The 19,822-nt window shown below is 36.7% G+C and carries 22 protein-coding genes and 1 pseudogene; 15 read left to right on the plus strand and 8 right to left on the minus strand.

Annotated elements, in window-relative coordinates; all coding sequences use genetic code 11:
- The 3 genes from ACQV2O_RS05725 to ACQV2O_RS05735 form a co-directional block, all read left to right on the plus strand.
- Positions 1-191, plus strand: a 191-nt coding sequence (locus tag ACQV2O_RS05725) for a transposase (protein WP_428875223.1), incomplete at its 5' end; no start/stop codon positions are given.
- 536 nt (positions 192-727) lie between these two features.
- The gene (gene tyrS, locus ACQV2O_RS05730; RefSeq protein WP_428875224.1) at positions 728-1,915 is read left to right on the plus strand and encodes a tyrosine--tRNA ligase; all 1,188 of its coding nucleotides are present in this window, start codon (positions 728-730) and stop codon (positions 1,913-1,915) included.
- Positions 1,916-1,956: 41 nt separating this feature from the next.
- Positions 1,957-2,649 (plus strand): ABC transporter ATP-binding protein, encoded by a 693-nt coding sequence (locus tag ACQV2O_RS05735; protein ID WP_428875225.1) that lies wholly within the window; start codon positions 1,957-1,959, stop codon positions 2,647-2,649.
- A gap of 249 nt (positions 2,650-2,898) precedes the next feature.
- Here the strand turns inward: ACQV2O_RS05735 and ACQV2O_RS05740 are convergent, their stop codons facing one another.
- From ACQV2O_RS05740 to sufC, 6 genes are all read right to left on the minus strand, one after another.
- Complete coding sequence (locus ACQV2O_RS05740) at positions 2,899-3,099, minus strand: cold-shock protein (protein WP_428873104.1); 201 nt, start codon at positions 3,097-3,099, stop codon at positions 2,899-2,901.
- Between the two features lie 197 nt (positions 3,100-3,296).
- A complete protein-coding gene (gene sufB, locus ACQV2O_RS05745; protein ID WP_428873105.1) occupies positions 3,297-4,691 on the minus strand; it encodes a Fe-S cluster assembly protein SufB in 1,395 nt (464 codons plus the stop codon).
- A complete protein-coding gene (gene sufU, locus ACQV2O_RS05750; RefSeq protein WP_428875226.1) occupies positions 4,691-5,200 on the minus strand; it encodes a Fe-S cluster assembly sulfur transfer protein SufU in 510 nt (169 codons plus the stop codon). Before sufU ends, sufB begins: the two co-directional genes overlap by 1 nt.
- Positions 5,190-6,428, minus strand: coding sequence for an aminotransferase class V-fold PLP-dependent enzyme (locus ACQV2O_RS05755; protein WP_428875227.1), 1,239 nt, complete (start codon positions 6,426-6,428; stop codon positions 5,190-5,192). Before ACQV2O_RS05755 ends, sufU begins: the two co-directional genes overlap by 11 nt.
- Positions 6,421-7,590: a SufB/SufD family protein gene (locus ACQV2O_RS05760; RefSeq protein ID WP_428875228.1), complete on the minus strand. Its 1,170-nt coding sequence runs from the start codon at positions 7,588-7,590 to the stop codon at positions 6,421-6,423. The genes ACQV2O_RS05755 and ACQV2O_RS05760 overlap by 8 nt, the downstream gene beginning before the upstream one ends.
- A gap of 8 nt (positions 7,591-7,598) precedes the next feature.
- Positions 7,599-8,366, minus strand: coding sequence for a Fe-S cluster assembly ATPase SufC (sufC, locus tag ACQV2O_RS05765; protein WP_428873109.1), 768 nt, complete (start codon positions 8,364-8,366; stop codon positions 7,599-7,601).
- Positions 8,367-8,530: 164 nt separating this feature from the next.
- Here sufC and dnaX point away from each other — a divergent pair, with 164 nt between their 5' ends.
- The 12 genes from dnaX to ACQV2O_RS05825 all read left to right on the plus strand — a co-directional run bounded on the left by dnaX (position 8,531) and on the right by ACQV2O_RS05825 (position 17,843).
- On the plus strand, positions 8,531-10,573 hold the full coding sequence (gene dnaX, locus ACQV2O_RS05770) for a DNA polymerase III subunit gamma/tau (protein ID WP_428875229.1): 2,043 nt from the start codon (positions 8,531-8,533) through the stop codon (positions 10,571-10,573).
- 316 nt (positions 10,574-10,889) lie between these two features.
- Positions 10,890-11,195, plus strand: a complete 306-nt coding sequence (locus ACQV2O_RS05775; RefSeq protein ID WP_428873163.1) for a YbaB/EbfC family nucleoid-associated protein — start codon at positions 10,890-10,892, stop codon at positions 11,193-11,195.
- A gap of 27 nt (positions 11,196-11,222) precedes the next feature.
- Positions 11,223-11,819 carry a recombination mediator RecR gene (gene recR, locus ACQV2O_RS05780; protein ID WP_428873111.1) on the plus strand — a complete coding sequence of 199 codons (597 nt, stop codon included), beginning with the start codon at positions 11,223-11,225 and terminating at the stop codon, positions 11,817-11,819.
- A gap of 15 nt (positions 11,820-11,834) precedes the next feature.
- The gene (tmk, locus tag ACQV2O_RS05785; RefSeq protein ID WP_428875230.1) at positions 11,835-12,470 is read left to right on the plus strand and encodes a dTMP kinase; all 636 of its coding nucleotides are present in this window, start codon (positions 11,835-11,837) and stop codon (positions 12,468-12,470) included.
- A gap of 21 nt (positions 12,471-12,491) precedes the next feature.
- Entirely contained in the window at positions 12,492-12,821 is a 330-nt protein-coding gene (locus tag ACQV2O_RS05790) for a cyclic-di-AMP receptor (protein WP_428873113.1), read from the plus strand.
- 27 nt (positions 12,822-12,848) lie between these two features.
- A complete protein-coding gene (locus ACQV2O_RS05795; protein WP_428873114.1) occupies positions 12,849-13,829 on the plus strand; it encodes a DNA polymerase III subunit delta' in 981 nt (326 codons plus the stop codon).
- Between the two features lie 19 nt (positions 13,830-13,848).
- Complete coding sequence (locus tag ACQV2O_RS05800) at positions 13,849-14,220, plus strand: initiation control protein YabA (protein WP_428873115.1); 372 nt, start codon at positions 13,849-13,851, stop codon at positions 14,218-14,220.
- Positions 14,221-15,009 carry a tRNA1(Val) (adenine(37)-N6)-methyltransferase gene (locus ACQV2O_RS05805; RefSeq protein WP_428873116.1) on the plus strand — a complete coding sequence of 263 codons (789 nt, stop codon included), beginning with the start codon at positions 14,221-14,223 and terminating at the stop codon, positions 15,007-15,009.
- Positions 14,996-15,370, plus strand: a complete 375-nt coding sequence (locus tag ACQV2O_RS05810) for a GIY-YIG nuclease family protein (RefSeq protein ID WP_428873117.1) — start codon at positions 14,996-14,998, stop codon at positions 15,368-15,370. Before ACQV2O_RS05805 ends, ACQV2O_RS05810 begins: the two co-directional genes overlap by 14 nt.
- Positions 15,367-16,254, plus strand: coding sequence for a 16S rRNA (cytidine(1402)-2'-O)-methyltransferase (rsmI, locus tag ACQV2O_RS05815; protein WP_428875231.1), 888 nt, complete (start codon positions 15,367-15,369; stop codon positions 16,252-16,254). The genes ACQV2O_RS05810 and rsmI overlap by 4 nt, the downstream gene beginning before the upstream one ends.
- Before the next feature lie 173 nt (positions 16,255-16,427).
- Entirely contained in the window at positions 16,428-17,279 is an 852-nt protein-coding gene (locus ACQV2O_RS05820; protein WP_428875232.1) for a YdcF family protein, read from the plus strand.
- A gap of 9 nt (positions 17,280-17,288) precedes the next feature.
- Positions 17,289-17,843 carry a DNA-3-methyladenine glycosylase I gene (locus ACQV2O_RS05825; protein ID WP_428873120.1) on the plus strand — a complete coding sequence of 185 codons (555 nt, stop codon included), beginning with the start codon at positions 17,289-17,291 and terminating at the stop codon, positions 17,841-17,843.
- Between the two features lie 70 nt (positions 17,844-17,913).
- Here ACQV2O_RS05825 and ACQV2O_RS05830 read toward each other — a convergent pair whose 3' ends face one another.
- Positions 17,914-18,594, minus strand: a complete 681-nt coding sequence (locus tag ACQV2O_RS05830) for a PucR family transcriptional regulator (protein ID WP_428875233.1) — start codon at positions 18,592-18,594, stop codon at positions 17,914-17,916.
- A 45-nt stretch (positions 18,595-18,639) separates the two neighbouring features.
- Positions 18,640-19,742, minus strand: a pseudogene (locus ACQV2O_RS05835) (ABC transporter ATP-binding protein).
- Between the last annotated feature and the right edge of the window lie 80 nt (positions 19,743-19,822).

Here is a 19,822-nt window from a genome sequence, read left to right on the forward strand (position 1 = left end):
TCCAGACCTGGGGAGCGACTTATCCAAAGTTGGCTGAACAATTGAGACTAAAAAAGAATCTTTTTTCATTTATGCATTTTCCCAAGGAAATACGGACATCCTTTTATACCAACAAACAATCAGAAGCCGTCAATAAACAAATAAAGCGGATCACAACAATAAAAGAACAGTTTCCCCATGAAGCCACTTAGGGAAAAACAGTCTATTGTTCTATTAGCGAGTATAACGCAAAGTTTGGACATCGGAAACATAAAAACTTTGGTAAAGCAACCTTTGAACTTCAATCTCTTTTGGATCAAAACGACCAGTTAACGAGACGAAATTAAGAGAAGGTCTCACAAAGCCCCAGTATCTTAATGGAGTAAACTAGCACCCTTCGGTTGCTTCCCTCGCATTTTAGAGGAGCTATCGATCTCAAAGATACTAACAAATCTATAGGGCGGTCGAAAGCTCTTATAAAATGCGAGGTTATGAATGGAAATAGTTGAAAATTTGATATAACAATTACAATCTTAAAATGTAGGTTACACAATTTATTTGACACTACCGAATCAAATAAAGAAATTGACTTTAAAGAAAGTGATAGTAGAGAATTATCTATATGCTTGTTGATTCTCAAGGAAAAGCATATAAAACAGATTTAGAAAATAAGGTTTATGTTTTTGGAAATATAAAAAATTCTCTAACATGGAGAAATATTATCGAAAATTTATAAAGGAGAATGATTATGAATGGAAAAGAAATTTTAAATTCAATAAGAAGATACACGCATACAATTATTGGAGAAGAAAATTTGATAGATATGCTGGATAGTAAAAATATAACTGTAAAATTTGGTGCTGATCCTACAAGACCAGATTTACATCTAGGCCATTCTGTTATTTTAAAAGTAATGAAAATATTTCAAAACGCGGGCCATTCTGTTATTTTTGTGATAGGTGATTATACAGCAATGATAGGGGACCCATCTGGAAAATCTAAAACTAGGCCGTCATTAACGTTTAAAGAAACCCGGAATAATGCACAAAGTTATTTGGATCAAGTAAATAAAATATTGGATACATCTAAAACTAAAGTTTGTTATAATTCCGAATGGTTAGAAGACTTGTCATTTGAGAATATCATTTCGATGGCTAGTAAGTATACCGTATCTCAAATATTAGAAAGAGATGATTTTAATAATAGGTTTATAAATGAGAAACCTATCGGTATTCACGAAATATTATATCCGTTAGTACAAGGATATGATTCAGTTGCAATTAAATCAGATGTTGAACTGGGAGGAGTGGATCAAACTTTCAATTTATTAGTTGGTAGAGATATGCAAAAAGCGTATAATCAAAGTCCGCAGTGTATCATTACATTTCCTCTTTTAGTTGGTATAGATGGTAAAAATAAAATGAGTAAGTCTTTAGATAATTATATCGGGATTGACGAAGAACCAGGAATTATGTACGAAAAAGCAATGAAAATACCAGATAGTGTATTGGAAAATTATTTTAGATTAACAACAGATATTCCTGAAGAAGTATATTTAAAAATAATGAAAGAAGATATCGTTAAAGCTCATAAATTTTACTCCTATGAAATTGTTAGTATGTACCATAGTTCTGAAGAGGCTTTAAAGGCGCAAAATAGATATGAAAATATTGCTAAAGGACAGGTACCAGACGATATTTTAACTCTAAATATTAATAAAGATATATTGCCCGAAACAGTTATAAATATATTATTTTTAAACAAAATAATTTCGTCAAAATCGGAAGGAAAACGTCTAATTAATCAGAATGGAGTATCAATAAATGGAAGAAAAGTAACTGATGTTGATGAAACCGTGGAAAGTAATAAATTTAAAGACAGAACATTTATAATTAAAATTGGTAAGAATAGATATTTTAAATTTATAATTGATTAGATTGAAGTTATTATGTCAGAAAAAATTTTTCTGTTGAAGGGATGACAAGGATTTTTAAAGATAAAGAATTTTGTGCAGTTAATAATAATTTTTTTGATATATTTAAGGGGGAAATCTTCGGTTTGTTGGGTCCGAATGGTGCGGGCAAATCAACTACTATAAAAATATTATCAACTATGCTTGCTCCTACTGTTGGAGAAGCAAAGATATTAAACTATGATACATTTAAAGAGGCAAAATTAGTTAGAAAACATATAAATTTTGTTTTTGGGGGAGAACGTGGATTATATTGGCGTTTAACAGGTGAAGAAAATTTAATATATTTTTCTGATATATATAAAATATCAATAAAAGAGCAAACCAAGTTAATACCAAAATTGCTAGAGATGGTAGGACTATATGAATTTAAGGATAGACGAGTTGAATCTTATTCAAAAGGAATGAAACAAAGGCTCCAAATAGCAAGATCTCTTTTAAATGATCCTGAAATAATTTTTTTCGATGAATCTAGTATTGGCTTAGATCCTGAAGGAGCAAATAAATTAAGAGATGTAATAAAAGAGTTATCTTACAGAGGGAAAACTATTTTGCTAACAACACATTATATGTCTGAAGCACAAGAATTATGTGATAGAATTGCGATCATTAATCATGGGGAAATAATAACTGTCGGAACGGTTGAAGAATTAGAAAATAAAATACCCAGAGAAAGAGTAGAAGAAATTATAAAATAAAAAAGAAAAGATAGGTCATCTTTCAGACTGTAGACAAAGCCCTCTAAATCACTATTTCTTAGTGGTTTAGAGGGCTTTTTTATGTATAATAATGGTTCTATAATAAATAGGGTTGAAGGAAGAATTTTTCTTCCATCAACCCTATTTAACATAGAGCCAAATAAAGACAAACCCTTATTTGAGATTAACTCAAGCAGGGTTTGTCTTCAATCTGGGGCATCCACTAAGGGATGCCTTTGATAAGGTTAATTATAGTTTAACAATATTAGTAGCTTGGTTGCCACGTGGGCCAGCTTCTACGTCATATGTTACTGTTTGACCTTCGTCTAAAGATTTAAAGCCATCACCTTGGATGTTAGAGAAATGTGCAAAAACATCATTTCCGTCTTGACCTTCGATGAACCCAAAACCTTTATCTGCATTAAACCATTTTACTGTACCTGTGTTCATAATGTAAATCCTCCTGTGTGCCTCTTAAGCACTTTGTATTGCAATAACTAAATAATTAAAAAGAAGATTTTACATGGTTGAATGAAAATGTCTTAATGAACTTATTTCTTTATTACAAGACACAGTATGTTCCTTATTGGATGAATTGTCAACACTTATTTTAAAATAAATAACAATTTAAATCATTTAATAGAGATTTAACCCACGCTACCTTCCATCTCATAAGCAATCAGACGATTCAACTCGACAGCATATTCCAATGGCAATTCCTTGGCAAAAGGTTCGACAAAGCCCATGATGATCATTTCAGTCGCTTTTTCTTCGCTAATACCACGACTCATTAAGTAAAAGAGCTGTTCTTCAGAAATACGCGACACTTTCGCTTCATGTTCTAATGAGACATTAGAATTATGGACTTCATTAAAAGGAATGGTATCTGATTTTGATTTGTCATCCATGATAATGGTGTCACACTCTACGTGGGATTTAGCCCCATCTGCTTCAGGGCCAAAGTACAACTGCCCCATATAATCGACATTTCCCCCATCTTTAGCAATCGATTTGGAAACAATGGTTGAGGAAGTGTTTGGAGCATTGTGATAGATTTTAGCTCCAGAATGTTGATGTTGTCCTTCACCGGCAAAGGCAATCGATAAAACAGTACCTCTTGCACCCTCGCCATTTAAACGACATGAAGGGTACTTCATGGTCTTATAAGAGCCTAAGTTGCCGTCCACCCATTCCAAGGTGCCACCTTCTGCAACGGTTCCCCGTTGGGTAACTAAGTTATAAACGTTGTTAGACCAGTTTTGGATGGTCGTATACCGGCAAGTAGCATTTTTCTTAACTACGATTTCCACCACCCCAGTATGCATGGAAGTAGCGGAATAAGTTGGAGCAGTACAACCTTCCACATAATGCACGCTGGCTCCTTCATCCACAATAATTAAGGTGCGTTCAAATTGTGCCACACTCGAATTGTTTAAACGGAAATAGGCTTGTAGCGGCATATCAACTTTAACGCCTTTAGGAATATAGATAAAAGATCCACCACTCCAACAAGCTGAGTTTAAGGCTGTTTGAAAGTTTTCATTGGGATGAATGACTGAGGCAAAATGTTCTCTAAAAAGTTCGGGATGGTCTTTTAAAGCAGAGTCGGTATCGGTAAAGATTATGCCTAATTTATCCACTTCGTCTTTCATTCGCGAATATACGGTTTCTGATTCATACTGAACACTGGTTCCAGCTAAGAAAGCCCGTTCGGCTTCTGGCACACCTAGACGTTCAAAAGTTTCTTTAATTTTGTCTGGCACCTCATCCCATGTACGAACAGGTTGGTCGGTTGCTTTTAGATAGTAGATATAATCGTCGAAATTTAAATCAGATAAATCAACGCCCCAGGTAGAGACTTTTTTATTGCGGAAAGTTTCATAAGCTTTTAACCGGAAGTCAAGCATCCACTCGGGTTCATCTTTTTCTTTTGAAATCGTACGGATGACTTGCTCATTAAGTCCTTTTCCAGTCGAAAAGAGGATTTTAGCATCGTCTTTAAAACCGTATTCGTATTCACCTAATACAGGAACTTCTGACATTATTCATCTTCCTTTCTTTCAATGCCATCTTGATGGAGCAATTGTTCATTGCGGTTTTGATCGAGTCCGTACTCGACGGCTCGCCAAGAAAGAATGGCACATTTATAACGGGCTGGAAAATTTTTGACGCCAGCCAAAATAGCTGCATCTTTTAATTGTTTGCGTAATTCAGCTTCATCTTTTTCTTCTTCATCATCACCGATTGTTCCACCTACTAATTGATTGAAGTCATGCACTAATTGGATGGCTTCATCAACCGTTTTACCAATCATTAAATCGGTCATCATACTGGCTGAGGAAATAGAAATGGTGCAACCTTCACCATTAAAAGCAATTTGTTCAATCTGATTATCTTTAACAATCATATCCACAGTAATGGCATCACCACAAGTTGGGTTGAGTAATTGCATTTGATGGGTAGGTTTTTCTAAATGCCCTCGATGATGAGGGTTTGAAGAATGGTCAAGTACAATCGTACGATAGAGTTGGTCTAATCGACTAAGTGCCATAAGTGAAAAACTCCTTTATTTCTTTGGTAGCTTCTATAAAACGGTCGACTTCTTCAAGGGTATTATAAACCATCAGGCTGGCTCTTAAAGTCGCTGGAGTTTCTAGCAGACGCATCAAGGGTTGAGCACAGTGGTGTCCTGCTCGGACTGCGATCCCTAATTGATCATAACCTGTTGCAGCATCATGCGGATGGACTCCCTGAATATTAAAAGAAAGAATACCATGACTTTTAGCCGATTCAGGAGTATAAAGAACGACGTCCTCTAACTCTTTCATTCCTTGATAAAGTCTATCGCCTAATAATTTCTCTTGGGCTTGAATTTGATCAAAGCCAATAGCTTCAATCCACTGAATTGCTTGAGTCAACCCAACCACTTGAGCGATTGCCTGGGTGCCGGCTTCAAACTTCCATGGAGCTTGTTTGTAGTTGGATTGAGTATCTTCTACTAGGTGAATCATCTCACCACCGAAGCTAACCGGTAAGCAGCTTTCATGATGTTCTTTAGCTAAATAGGTGATCCCCAATCCCATCGGACCATACATTTTATGGCTTGAGAATGCATAGGCATCAACTTCCCATTCCTTCAAATGTAAACGAATATGTGGACTGGCTTGAGCGCCATCAACAATCAAAAGGGCACCTTGTTGGTGGGCCCATTGACTGAGAGCGTGAATGGGTTGCTGTACACCTAACACATTTGAAAAGTGTTGAATAACAATTGCTTTGACTGGCTGATCTTTATACTTACGTGATAAAGCTTCTACATCCACTTGATAATCAGCAGTTAGGTCCATAAATTTGAGCTTAGCTTCGGTGCGTTTACATACTTCTTGCCAAGGCACTAGGTTGGAATGGTGCTCTAAGCGCGTTGTGAGTATGATATCTCTATCTTGAAGGCGTGGTTCGATGAGTCCACGAGCAATTTTGTTGATGCTATCGGTTGTCCCTGAGCTAAATGAGATGCAGGCACTGGCTTCTGCCCCGACAAAAGCCGCAATTTTTTCACGACCTTTTTCAAAGGCTTGGGTAGCGCGCTCACTTAGGGTATGTACGCCACGGTGAACATTGGCATTATCCTGTTGATAATAGGCAACAATTGCCTCGACCACTGATTGAGGGGTCTGGGAAGTCGCCGCATTATCAAAGTAAATAAGTGGCTCATCATTAACGATTTGATCGAGTATAGGAAATTCTTGACGAACTTTTAAAAGATTTTGTCTAGTCAAGGCTATCACCTGAATTTATGCTTTCTAATTTTAGGTCTAAAGCATCAATCATCATTTGTCTTCTCTCAGGATCTTTAATTTGATTTAAAGTTTGCATTAAGAAGCCACGGATGACTAGATATTCTGCTTTAGTGCGATTTACTCCACGAGTCATTAAATACCATAATTGACTGTCATCCACCTTGGATACGGAGGCAGCGTGTCCTGCAGTCACTTCAAATTCATCAATTAAAAGAATGGGGTTAGCATCACCACGGGCTTGATCAGAGAGCATGAGTAAACGGTTTTCTTGTTGAGCATCCGCGTTTTTAGCATTTTTGAAAATTTTGCCAATACCATTCATTGTCAGGACTGCTTGGTCTAAGACAACACCTCTTTGGTTAATGTGTCCAATGGAATGGTTGCCATAATTACTGATTTTGGTGTCTAAAATTTGTTTAAAGTTTTGATTAGAAATAGCCACTTCGGATAAATGAGCGTGTGAACCTTTACCTTTTAAATTAGAAGCTAAATCGACAATCGTTGCTCCATCATTAAATGAACCAATTGACCATTGAATATGAGCGTCGTTCTTAGCCAAAGCATGGCGACGAATATAGCTAGCTTGGTCGGTTTTCGTTTGATCAATAGCCATATAATGCAAGTTTGCTCCATCTTCGAGGATGATTTCTACTGTGTAGCTTTGACTATGGTTAGCCACTTGATTTTGTTTTAGTTTTTCAAAAAAAGTAAACTGACTGTTTTTGCCAACGGCAAGTAGTAGATATTGATGGGCTCCATCATCGAAATTTTGCTCCCATTCAAAGGTTTCATTGCCTTGATAGTTATCAGGAACATAAATCAAGGTGCCGTGATTTAAATGAGCTAATTGGAAAGCAGAAACTTTATCTTGATTAGCAGGAACTGCTTGGAATAAATACTTTTTTAAAAGTTCTTCGTGATCAGTTTGAGCGCTTTGCCAATCAGCAATGATAAGGTCCGGATGAGTAGCTAATTTTCTTTCAGCTGCTGAAGGCCTACTTTGAGCTTCAACAAATAAAGGCCAGGTTTCGATCTTCGCTCGTTCGATGGTGGGAAGTCTTGTATTCTCGAATGCTTGTTGACTTTGGTCAAAGATATCCTTAAGCCAGTTGACAGTTGGTGCGAATAATTGTTGAGTCATCTTTTCACCTACTCTTCATTTAATTCAATGCCGTTTTCGAGAGCTATCTCTTTATACCCTTTGGCTTCTAATTCTAGGGCTAACTCAGATCCACCTGATTTCACGATGCGTCCATCCATCATAATATGAACAAAATCTGGCTCAACATAGTTCAAAAGGCGTTGATAGTGGGTAATAATTAAAGCGCCAAAATCTTCACCACGTAAAGAGTTGATGCCTTTGGATACAACTTGTAAAGCGTCAATATCTAAGCCAGAATCAATCTCGTCTAAGAGAGCAAAACGAGGTTCGATCATTAACATTTGAAGGATTTCATTGCGTTTTTTTTCGCCCCCTGAGAATCCTTCATTCACATAACGTTCAACCATTTCATCAGACATATCTAAAAGCGCCATTTTTGCATCTAATTTGTCTAAGAATTCAAAAATAGGCATCTGATCATCTTCTTTACGGCGTGAGTTGATGGCTTCACGCATAAGAGTGGCATTAGTAACACCTGAAATCTCACTTGGGTATTGAACGGCCATAAACAGACCGGCTCTAGCACGCTCATCGACTTCCATTTCTAAGAGGTCAACACCATCAAGTAGAACCTGACCTTGTGTAACTGTATAGTCAGGGTGCCCCATGATAGCTTGTGAAAGAGTAGACTTACCTGTTCCGTTTGGTCCCATAATAGCATGCACTTCATTAGTGTTAATTGTTAAATTAACACCTTTTAATATTTTTTTATCTTCAATTTCTACGTGTAGATTTTTGATTTCTAGTGTGGACATAAACTCGCTCCTTCTAATCATTTTCACAAGCTATATTCTACCATAAATTGTGAAGATTAAAATCTTGAATTTTAGAGTATCTATTTAGGCAGATTTTAAAAGCATTCGCCAAGCAGTGACAAATTCGATATAATAAGTTTACTAAATGGAGGAGGCTATAAATAATGAGTTATCAGGCATTATACCGTGTTTGGCGACCGCAATCTTTTAATGAATTAGTCGGGCAAGAAATGATCGCCCAAACTTTGAGGAATGCGATTGCTAAACAGCAATTAAGCCACGCCTATCTCTTTTCAGGTCCAAGAGGAACGGGTAAAACTTCTGTTGCTAAGATACTTGCAAAAGCGGTCAATTGTCCTAATTCAACGGATGGAAATCCTTGTAATGAATGTTCTATTTGTCAAGGGATTACTTCAGGAGAGATTAGTGATGTGATTGAGATTGATGCGGCATCGAATAACGGAGTTGATGAAATTCGTGACCTGAGAGACCGTGTTCGCTATGCTCCTACACGTGCCAAGAATAAAGTATATATTATTGATGAGGTTCATATGTTAACAACTGGTGCCTTTAATGCACTCTTAAAAACATTAGAAGAGCCTCCTGCCAATGTAATTTTTATACTTGCGACGACGGAGCCTCATAAAATACCGGCCACTATTTTATCAAGAACTCAGCGCTTTGACTTTCAACGGATTAAAGACCTTGATTTGATTAGAAGGATGCAATATATTTTGGACCATGACCAACAAGACTATGATCTTGAAGCGTTGAAAGTTATTGCTCGAGCAGCTAACGGTGGAATGCGGGATGCTCTAGGTCTACTAGACCAAGCGCTTTCTTATGGGCAAGATCACCTAGAACTTGAAACGGCTTTGTTAGTATCCGGTTCTTTTGCTCAAACCGTTTATGTTCAATATATTCAAGCGCTTGCTCAATCACGAGTAGAAGAAGCCTTGCAGATCTTGGAAGAACAATTACAAGAGGGAAAACAGGCTGGGCGATTTATTGAAGAACTGATTTTATTTGCTAGAGATGTCCTTTTAAGTTTATTTTCAATTAAGAACCATACACTGCTAACTGACCAAGAATTACAGCCATTGAAAGAAAATGTTGAGCCAGCATTCTTTTATCAGTTAATTGACTTTTTGAATCAAGCGCAAAATAAGATGCGTTTTTCTACACAACCAGAAGTTTATTTAGAAGTTATGACGGTTCAATTAGCACAATTAGGGCAGGACCTACTTCTAAGAGAAGAAGTAGAGCAAGTAGAGCCTCAAATGTCTGGACAGATAGAAAGTCAGATTAGACTGTTACAAGAGGAACTAGAAAAACAAAAAAAATTACTTGCTGAACTTATAAATAATCAAAAAAGTACTACTCAAGGAGTTAATAATCAAACGGAATTAACTCCGCGTAAAAAGCCTGATTTTGCTCAAAAAGATTATGTGGTCGACTTACATGCGATTTATAATGTTTTGAATCAAGCAACTAAAGAAGATATTAACCATTTAAAAAAAGAGTGGTCAGCTATTTTAGCTGAACTAGCTCCTAACCAAAGAGTTCGCTTGAATAATACTAGACCGTTAGCGGCAGGGCCAGGCTGCGCTTTGATTTCCTTCGAAGACCAAAATTTATGCGCGATTGTTCAACATGATAGTCATTTAATGGATCAGGTGAATAATATAGCGAGTCAGCGTTTAGGTAAGGCGATTCACTTCACTTATTTGTGGCAGGCTGATTGGTCTGGTATTCGAAGGGATTACAAAATCTTGTTTGAACAAAATGGTAGAAAGCCGATAGAACTAGCTAAAAAGTTATCAAAAGTTCAAGAAAGTATAACTCCGTCAGAAGGAACTATTGATTCGCTACAAAATGATCAGACAGATTCGCAGGACAATCCCCCAGGTCACATTAATCAGGATAATTTATCAGAAATTGATCAAACTGAAAAAAATAGGCCTCAAAATGAAGAGTTAGAATCAATTGAAGCTCAATTACCTGAGCCGGCAGAAGATGTAGCAGCTTTATTCCAACGGAGTCAAATTCACCATATTGAAGAGGGAGAAAGTTCAAGTATTCAACCGGCGGATGGGCAAACGGGATTTTTTGATATAGAGGATACTCAGGAGCAAGAGAATCCAGCGGTCCAAAAAGCCATCGAACTCTTTGGTGAAGAAAATATCACTATTTACAATGATCGTTAAGAAAATTAGTTGGTGATGAATTTAATTAATTCTTTAAGTATCACTTTTACTGCTGAAATAATATGAATTACAATTGATCGTTAGTCAATAGAGAATCCAAGTGTTTAAGCGCTTGGATTCTTTTGGTTTATTAATACTTTACGAATGGTATGAGGTGGAGTATGAGTTGAGGTGAATTTGAATTATTTAATTTGATTATAAAAGACTTCTTTTGTAGTCGAAAGAAGTTATTGCCGTATGCTATAATTGAAGCGTAGTCGAAATAAAAGACAAATTTTACAATAATAGTGAAACAATGGAAGGAAGATGCAAAATGATGCCAAATATGAACAATATGATGAAGCAAGTTCAGAAGATGCAAAAAGAGATGGAGAAAACACAAAAAGAACTAGAAGCTAAAGAATTTATGGTGGAGGATGCACAACAATTAGTTAAAGTGGTTATGACTGGTAAAAAAGAAATCAAAGAATTAACCATTAAACCAGAACTAGTTGATCCAGAAGATATCGAAATGTTGCAGGACGTAGTTTTAGCAACCATTAACCATGCGATTCAAGAAGTTGAACAAACAACACAAGATCAAATGGGCCAATTCACCAAAGGGCTAAACTTGCCTTTCTAGTAGTAAGAAAAGAAAGGGGGAGTTGGAATGGATTATCCATCACCCATTGCCAAATTAATAAATAGCTTCACTAAATTACCAGGTATCGGAAGTAAAACAGCCGCTCGTCTAGCTTTTTATGTTTTAGAAATGTCTGAAGCAGATGTTTCTTACTTTGCTCAGGCCTTGATAAACGCTAAGCGTGATCTTAAATATTGTTCGGTTTGTGGGAACATTACTGATACAGACCCATGTATGATTTGTAGTGATTCGTCAAGAGATCGATCGATTATTTTAGTTGTTGAAGATAGTCGTGATGTGATGTCGATGGAAAAAATGCAAGAATTTCACGGATGCTATCACGTCCTGCAAGGTGTACTCTCGCCTATGGAAGGCACAGGACCTGAGGATTTAAATATTGCCTCACTAATAAAGAGACTTCAAGATGAAGAAGTTAAAGAAGTTATTGTGGCAACTAATGCCACTGCTGAAGGTGAAGCGACAGCCATTTATTTATCAAGGTTGATTAAGCCGGCCGGCATAAAAGTAACGCGTCTCGCTCATGGATTATCAGTGGGATCCGATATCGAATACGCAGATGAAATGACCCTCTTTCGTGCCATTGAAGGCCGAAGAGAGTTATAAATAAAGGAGTATCAAATGCCAAAAGGGAAGTTTATTGCGTTTGAAGGACCAGATGGATCAGGGAAAACCTCGATTATCAAAGTTTTAGGTCCAATGCTTGAAAAAGAAGGTGTAGAAGCAGTATTTACTAGAGAGCCAGGGGGCAGCCCGATAGCTGAGCAAATTCGCGAACTCATTTTAGATATTGATAATACAGCTATGGACTATCGAACAGAGGCCTTACTATATGCAGCAAGTCGTCGGCAACACTTGAGTGAAACAATTTTACCCAATGTTCAAGCGGGGAAAATGGTGATTAGTGACCGTTTTGTGCTGTCTTCATTAGTCTATCAGGGCGTTGCAAGAGCAATCGGTTTAGAGGCCGTTTGGCAGATTAACCAGTTCGCCATTGAAGACCACTTACCAGACCTTACCATTTTAATAGATGTTCCTGCTGACATAGGTTTGGAGAGGATCGAGAAAGCTCGTGGTAGTAGACAGTATGATCGCCTCGATCGGGAGGCACTTGCCTTTCATCAACGAGTCAGACAAACCTATCTCGACTTGATACCTCAATGGGAAAATATTGTGGTAATTGATGGTAATCAAAGTGTAGAACAAGTTAGCTTGGAGTGCTTCGAAACTCTAAAAAAACGTGGTATGATTAAGTAATAATACATCAGGAGGGATAATATGAAATTACTAGTAGCGATCGTGCAAGATCAAGACCAACAAGTTTTGGGGAAGGCTTTATTAGAAAATGATATCCGTGCGACAAAATTATCTTCAACTGGAGGTTTTCTTCGTTCGGGTAATACAACATTCTTATTAGGAGTAGAAGATGAGCGAATTGAGGAAGTGCTTGAAGTTATTAAAGCTTCATGTCAGTCTCGTGAGCAATATATTTCAACACCTATCCATCTAGATATGAATTTGGAAGTTTCAAATACTTACCCATTAAAAGTTGAAGTTGGTGGAGCGACTGTTTTTGTTCTACCTATTGAAAGTTTCTTCCATTTCTAAGAGACAAGCATTTGAAAGAGGGAGTCTATGCGGTTAGAAGCTGCCAAAAAGCATTTTAATCTATTGATACAACATAAGCGACTCGCTCACGCTTATTTATTTACTGGCGAATTAAACCCAGCAAAAAAAGAATTAGTGGATACAATTACTCAAGCCCTTGTTTGTAAGCATTTTGATGCAGAAGGAAGGGCTTGTTTAAATTGCATGGACTGTCAGAGAATTACTAGGGGTCAGTTTGCAGATTATATGACTATTGAACCCGATGGGCGTAGCATCAAAGTGGATCAGATCCGAGGGCTAAAAGAATGGTTAGGAACGAGTCCGATTGAGGCTGATTTTAAAATTGCTACGATTGAGCAGGCAGATTTAATGGGCCCAGCAGCAGCCAATGCTCTTTTACTTTTTTTGGAAGAACCAAGTCCTAATGTTTATATCTTTTTATTTAGTCGTCAGGCTGAACAATTACTACCGACTATTCAATCGAGAGTTCAGGAAGTGATCTTGGAAGATGATAAAGAACACTCTCAAATTGATCAGATGGTGCAAGCAGGTATTCGTGATCAGCATGCAAGAGTAATGTTAAAGCTATCAGCCAATCGCTTGGAGAATTTAATGGATGACTATGAGGCGGAGTCTTTCGAAGCTTGGCTAAAAGCCATAGAATATTTTTATCAGTTATTGATACAAGAAAACCCTTATGCTTTTGTCGCTATTCAGCAACATTTAAAACCCTATCTTAATTATAATCAAGGCCAAGATGGTCTCGATTATTTAAATTGGTTGAATGCCCAATTGTTATTGAGTCACTATCCATCTAAAGAAAACCACTTAGGAAGTTTACAAAAGAGGGTAAATAGAATTAAAGAGAGAATCGATCATCAAATGAGTCAAACAAGCTATCATAGAATGAATGAGCTCTTAATGGATAGTAAAAAACTCCTTTTGTTTAATGTCACACCACAGTTGGCCTATGAGCGCTTAGCGATTAAAATGTGTGAATGGAAGTAATATGAAGAGAGGTGTTAGCATGTCTGAAATAAAAATTGAAGAACTTCTTATGCAAGTTAACCAAGAGCTGAATCAATTGTTCGAAACGGTTAACACCTTGTCGGAAGAAGTGACACGGTTAACTAATGAAAACAATCGGTTAAGGATGCAGCAGTACCAAGCAGTTGAGCAAATAGAAATTAAGCCATTAAAAGATGAGGAAAATCAAAAAAATCAAGTTATTGATAAATCAGAGCAAACGCTTGAGCATCGTCAAAGTGGGCAAGCTCGTCTTCAAGCCTTCTATAATGATGGTATTCATATTTGTCATCATTATTTTGGTAGTAAGCGTGAAACCAATGAAGAATGTATCTTTTGTCAAGACATTATTGACTCTTTAGGAGAGCAATAGATGACAAAAGAACTGTTTATGCCAAAACTGACTGATGAACAAATACGATTGGTGAAAGATGAAGAACGACTTGATTTTCTGATTCGAGAAAACCGTTATGTAATACAAAATCCAAATTACTTTCCTTTTTCTGTGGATGCCGTTTTGCTGGCGAATTTTATCACATTCAATCAGCGGTCCTCTTCCTCAAGGATAATGGATTTTTGTACAGGCGGTGGCATCATTCCTCTACTCTTATCGCATCGGACAGATGCTAAAATTCAAGCTATTGAGTTGCAAGCAGATATTGCAGATATGGCAAAACGATCGGTTCGATTAAACGGTTTAGAAGAACAAATTGAAATCATCCAGGGGGATTTAAGGCAATTAAAAGCAAATAATCAGCGATTAGATGTTATCAGCTGTAATCCTCCTTATTTTTCGCTCAATGAGGCAGCTAAATTACATTCTAATCCTTATCATGCTATTGCTCGTCATGAAATTCACTTAACTTTAGATGAATGGGTGAGCAAAGCGAGCCAATTACTTAAGCAAAAAGGCAGGCTATTTATTGTTTATCGCCCAAATAGATTAGACGATCTAATGATGAGTTTATTAAATCATCACTTTGCTATCAAACGCCTTTGCTTTGTCCATCCAAAACAAGCTGAAAATGCCAATAGTGTCTTGGTAGAGGCCATTGCCAGGGGAGGAAGACAAGGCGTTCGAGTTGAACCTGCAATTATCGTACATCAAGAAGATGGATCCTATACCCCTATGATGCAGGAGATCTACTATGGAAATCATTAATGATGAAGGGTTCTACTTTTATGTTTTATACTGTCATGACAAAACACTTTATGGAGGATTTACAACCAATCTTAGGCAAAGGTTAGAAGCTCATAATAAGGGCAAAGGAGCGAAGTATACTCGCGTTAAAAAGCGGCAGCCTTTAAAACTAATCTATGTTGAAAAGTGGCCGAATAAGTCTTTAGCGATGTCTGCGGAGTACCATTTCAAACAGTTAAATCGTCCCAAAAAAGAATATTACTTGGCTAAAAACGGTATGGCTAATTTTGATAAGGGTGTTTATATTATTAAAGATTACAGTCAGCATTTGATTTGTCATTTACAAAGAGATTTAAGCTTAAAGGAAGTGAGTGCATTTTGAATATTCAAAAGAGTTATCAAACAGAAAGCTCTTGTCTCTACTTGGTTCCTACTCCAATAGGTAATTTAGAAGATATGACTTTTCGAGCGGTTAGAATTCTTCAAGAAGTCGATCTAATCTTGGCTGAAGATACGCGAAAAACAGGAATTTTGTTGAAGCATTATGATATTAAAACAAGAATGTTTTCTTTCCACGACCACTCGAATCAATCGGAAGTAGATAAGTGGACGGCTTATATTGGAGAGGGACATACGGTTGCCCTAGTCTCAGATGCTGGTATGCCACTAATCAACGATCCTGGCCATCCTCTAGTACAATCCCTACTGGCTAATTCATTAGCCGTAATAAGCCTTCCAGGAGCGAGTGCCGCCATTACTTCTTTGGTTGCTTCAGGATTACCTGCAAACACCTTTACTTATTATGGCTTTTTTCCAAGAAGTAAAAATGAGCAAGTTGAGTTACTAACAGATATCGGAAGGCGAAAAGAAACGGCTATTTTTTACGAGTCGCCCTATCGATTAAAGCAATCCATTCAGCAAATTAATCAGCTGTTAGGAACGGATACAAAAGTGGTTGTAGCTCGTGAAATCAGTAAAAAGTTTGAGGAATATCTTAGAGGCACAAGCCAAGAACTAATCAATCATTTTGAGGAGCATTCTTTAAAAGGTGAATGTGTCCTTTTGTTGCAGTCTATGGGTCAATTAGATCAAAGGCAAACGCTGCTCAATCCAGACTTAAGCTATAAAGACCAGGTTCAATCTTTAATGGATAAAGAGAAACTTTCAGCCAAAGCAGCCATTAAACAGGTTGCCCAAGCACAAAATGTCAAAAAACAAGAAATTTATGCGGCTTATCATGAATTGGATCTCGACAGAAAGGACTGAGCGGTTTGTTGTATTTTCTGTCTTTCATTTTATTTGTCTCATCCGTTTTGGTCTACGTTTTTAAATGGCGCAAAGTCTCATTAATTGCTTTGCTTTATTTTTCACTCCTGATAGTTTTTTTTGCGATACTTAATGAATCACGATGGTATCTATTATCACTTATGCGCTATTTATTGTATTTTTCAAGTTCAGGAATTGCTATCATTATTCCCTTTTTTCTTTTGTTGTTAGCCTATTTAATGTTAAGTCGAATAGAAGATGACCGTTCGCTATCAGGCATGCGTATTTTTTTTAATTTGACGATCTCTTTTACTTTTGTTGGGATTGTTATTTTTACAGCATGGGTTGTTATACAAAGAAACTATTATATGAGTCGGTTCTTAGCTATTTATACCTTAGTGGCTATGTACTTAATTATTAATTTTTTTCTTTTTATTGTTCTCAACCTTCTCTTGTTACTATTTAAGTTTAAAATGCGATCTAATGATATTTTATTAGTTCTTGGCGCCCAATTAACAGCGAACGGTGAGATGGACAAGACTTTAATTTATCGATTAAAAAGGGCATTAAAAATTTTTAAACAAAGTAGAGCAAAAGGTCAAAAGCTGCATTTAATTGTCAGTGGGGGAAATAGTCACGAAAATATTGCTTCAGAAGCTGAAAAAATGGCGAAATTTTTAATTGCTAATGGTATTGACCATCACTTCATTACTATTGAAGATCAGGCTCGAACGACTAGAGAAAATCTCATTAATATTCAAGAGCTTTTAAATGATTGTTTTCCTGAACGTGGGAAGACGCTCATTGTAACAAGTTACTTTCACCTTTTAAGGACTTATCTTTATGCTTGGCGCTTCGGTTTTGATTTAAGAGTCGTCGGGGTAAGAACCCAATTTGGTCATGGTTTTTTTGCTATTTTAAGAGAATACCTTGCTTTTTTTGTATTAACTAAAGAATTAAATTATTTTTTTATGATTGGATTATTAATTTATGGTATTCGTCAAGTGCTTATGATTTTCCAGTAGGAGGTAAAAATGCAAAGATGCCAATGGGTAGCGAATAAGCCTGATTATTATATTCAGTATCATGATAAAATATGGGGAAAACCAGAACATGATGATTTACTTTTGTTTAAATGGTTGGTGTTAGAAACGTTTCATATCGGCTTGTCGTGGCAACTAATTTTATCTAAAGAACAAGCTTTTGAACAAGCTTTTGATCAGTTTGACTACCGAAAGATAGCCAATTATCAAGAAGATAAAGTTGAGGCTTTATTAAAAAACGAAAAGATTATTCGTCATCGCGGTAAGATAGAAGCTACAATAACCAACGCTCAAGCTTTTATCAAAATTCAGCAAGATTTTGGTAGTTTTGATAATTATATCTGGCATTTCACCAACAGACAGCTAGTATTAAGACCAAAAAGTCAGAAAGAACCTAAGACAGCTTCAAAGTTAAGTGATGAAGTCGCTCGTTCCCTAAAAAATTATGGTCTTAAATTTGTAGGTTCAGTAACTATATATTCCTACTTACAAGCTATTGGTGTTATTAATGATCATGATGCCGATTGTACCTTTCGTTTAAAATAGTAAAAGCCCAATTACTTCCAGTAACTGGGCTTTTCATGTGTAATGTGTTTAAAATAATCGGTTATTCAAATTAGCAAATCAGTAAATATAAGAGAGTCAAGTCTGATATTAAGCGTAAATTCAAGCCGCTTGACTTATTTAAACGGTCAATTCGATAATTAAGCGTGTTGCGATGTAAGTACAAATCCTGGGCGGTTTTACTAATATTCCCCCCATTTAGAAAGAGTTGGCGTATCAACGCACGATCTTGATCATCTGAAATCGTTTGACCATAGTTAGCAAATTGGGCGAGATGACTTTCTTGTAAGTTCCTACCAACTTGTTGTAAAAGCAAATGGCTCATGCGATTAATGGTGTTTTTCTTAAGTAACCTCTGATGACTTTCTATCTGAGCCACGTCAAAAGAAATTTGATCTTCAACACTTTCTATACCAGTATAAGGAGACCCTATGATGACAAGCGCTGATTGTCCAAAGTCATCATTAAGCATTTTTAGAATTCCTTCCATCATTTGGGATCCTTGGTTAGCCCAAAAAGAATTGTGGATGACATAAACAAAGTGATGTGAATTTCGTTTTATATAATCAATAATGTTTTGACTGCTTGATCTGAGAGTAGATAACCACAAGGATTGATCAAAGTCTGTTTGCAAATGCTCAAAAAAGATATGAAACAGACAATAACCTTCTTTATGAGAGCCCTCTAAATCAAGAAGAGAGTGAGGAATTTGAATGACTCCATTTGCTTTCATTGTAAGACCTCCTCGTAAATAAACGGTTTAAAGATTATACTTAATTTAGCGAATAACTTTTTCGCTTTCTTTATCGAAGAAATGAATTTTTTCCATATCGAAGGCTAATTCAATAGATTCTCCTGGAGTATATACTTCTTGTGCGTTTACTCTAGCAATGAACTCATCTGATCCAATCGTTAGATACAGCATGGATTCGGACCCCAGCAACTCTGCTACAGAAATCTTAGCATTAACAAGCGAGTCTTTAGATTTCGCAACAATGCTTGTTTCCGCGTGAATATCTTCCGGACGAATGCCAAGAATAATTTCTTTTCCTAAATAACCCTTATCTGATAACAACTTTTTGTGATGAGGGCTTAATGGCAAGTTAATACCTTGATTATTGGTTAAGGTATTACTTTCAATAGTAACAGTAAAGAAGTTCATAGCTGGTGAGCCGATAAAGCTTGCCACAAAAACATTATTGGGTTTATTATAAACTTCCTGAGGGCTACCTATTTGTTGAATATAGCCGTCTTTCATAATAACGATTCGACTGGCCATTGTCATAGCTTCAGTTTGGTCATGGGTTACATAGATAGTAGTTGTTTTTAATTGCTGATGCAGTTTGGCAATTTCTGCCCGCATTTGTACGCGCAATTTAGCGTCAAGATTTGATAAAGGCTCATCCATTAAAAAGACTTTGGCATCACGAACAATCGCTCGACCTAAAGCGACTCTTTGTCTTTGACCACCGGACAGAGCGGCTGGTTTGCGGTTTAAAAATTCAGTTAAGCCGAGTAAGTCAGCGGCATGATTGACACGTCGGGTAATTTCACTTTTATCATACTTACGCAGCTTTAAACCAAAAGCCATGTTGTCGTAGACAGTCATGTGCGGGTAAAGGGCATAATTTTGAAAGACCATAGCGATGTTTCGATCCTTAGGTGCTACGTCGTTCATCAATTTACCATCTATAATCAGTTCGCCTGCTGTTATTTCTTCTAAACCAGCAATCATTCTTAAGGTGGTTAATTTCCACAGCCGGAAGGTCCAACAAAGACGATGAACTCTTGATCAGCTACATCTAAATTAAAATCAGTTACTGAATTGGTTTTTGCGCCTTCATATCTTTTATTAATCGACTTTAAGTTTATTTCAACCATTTTAATCCTTCTTTCTTACATAATAATTCTAGCTTAACTGAAATTTGTGGATTATACGATAGGCAATGTGCACAAGAAAA

The organism is Facklamia sp. P13055 (assembly GCF_050409445.1).
Classification (GTDB): Bacteria; Bacillota; Bacilli; order Lactobacillales; family Aerococcaceae; genus Facklamia.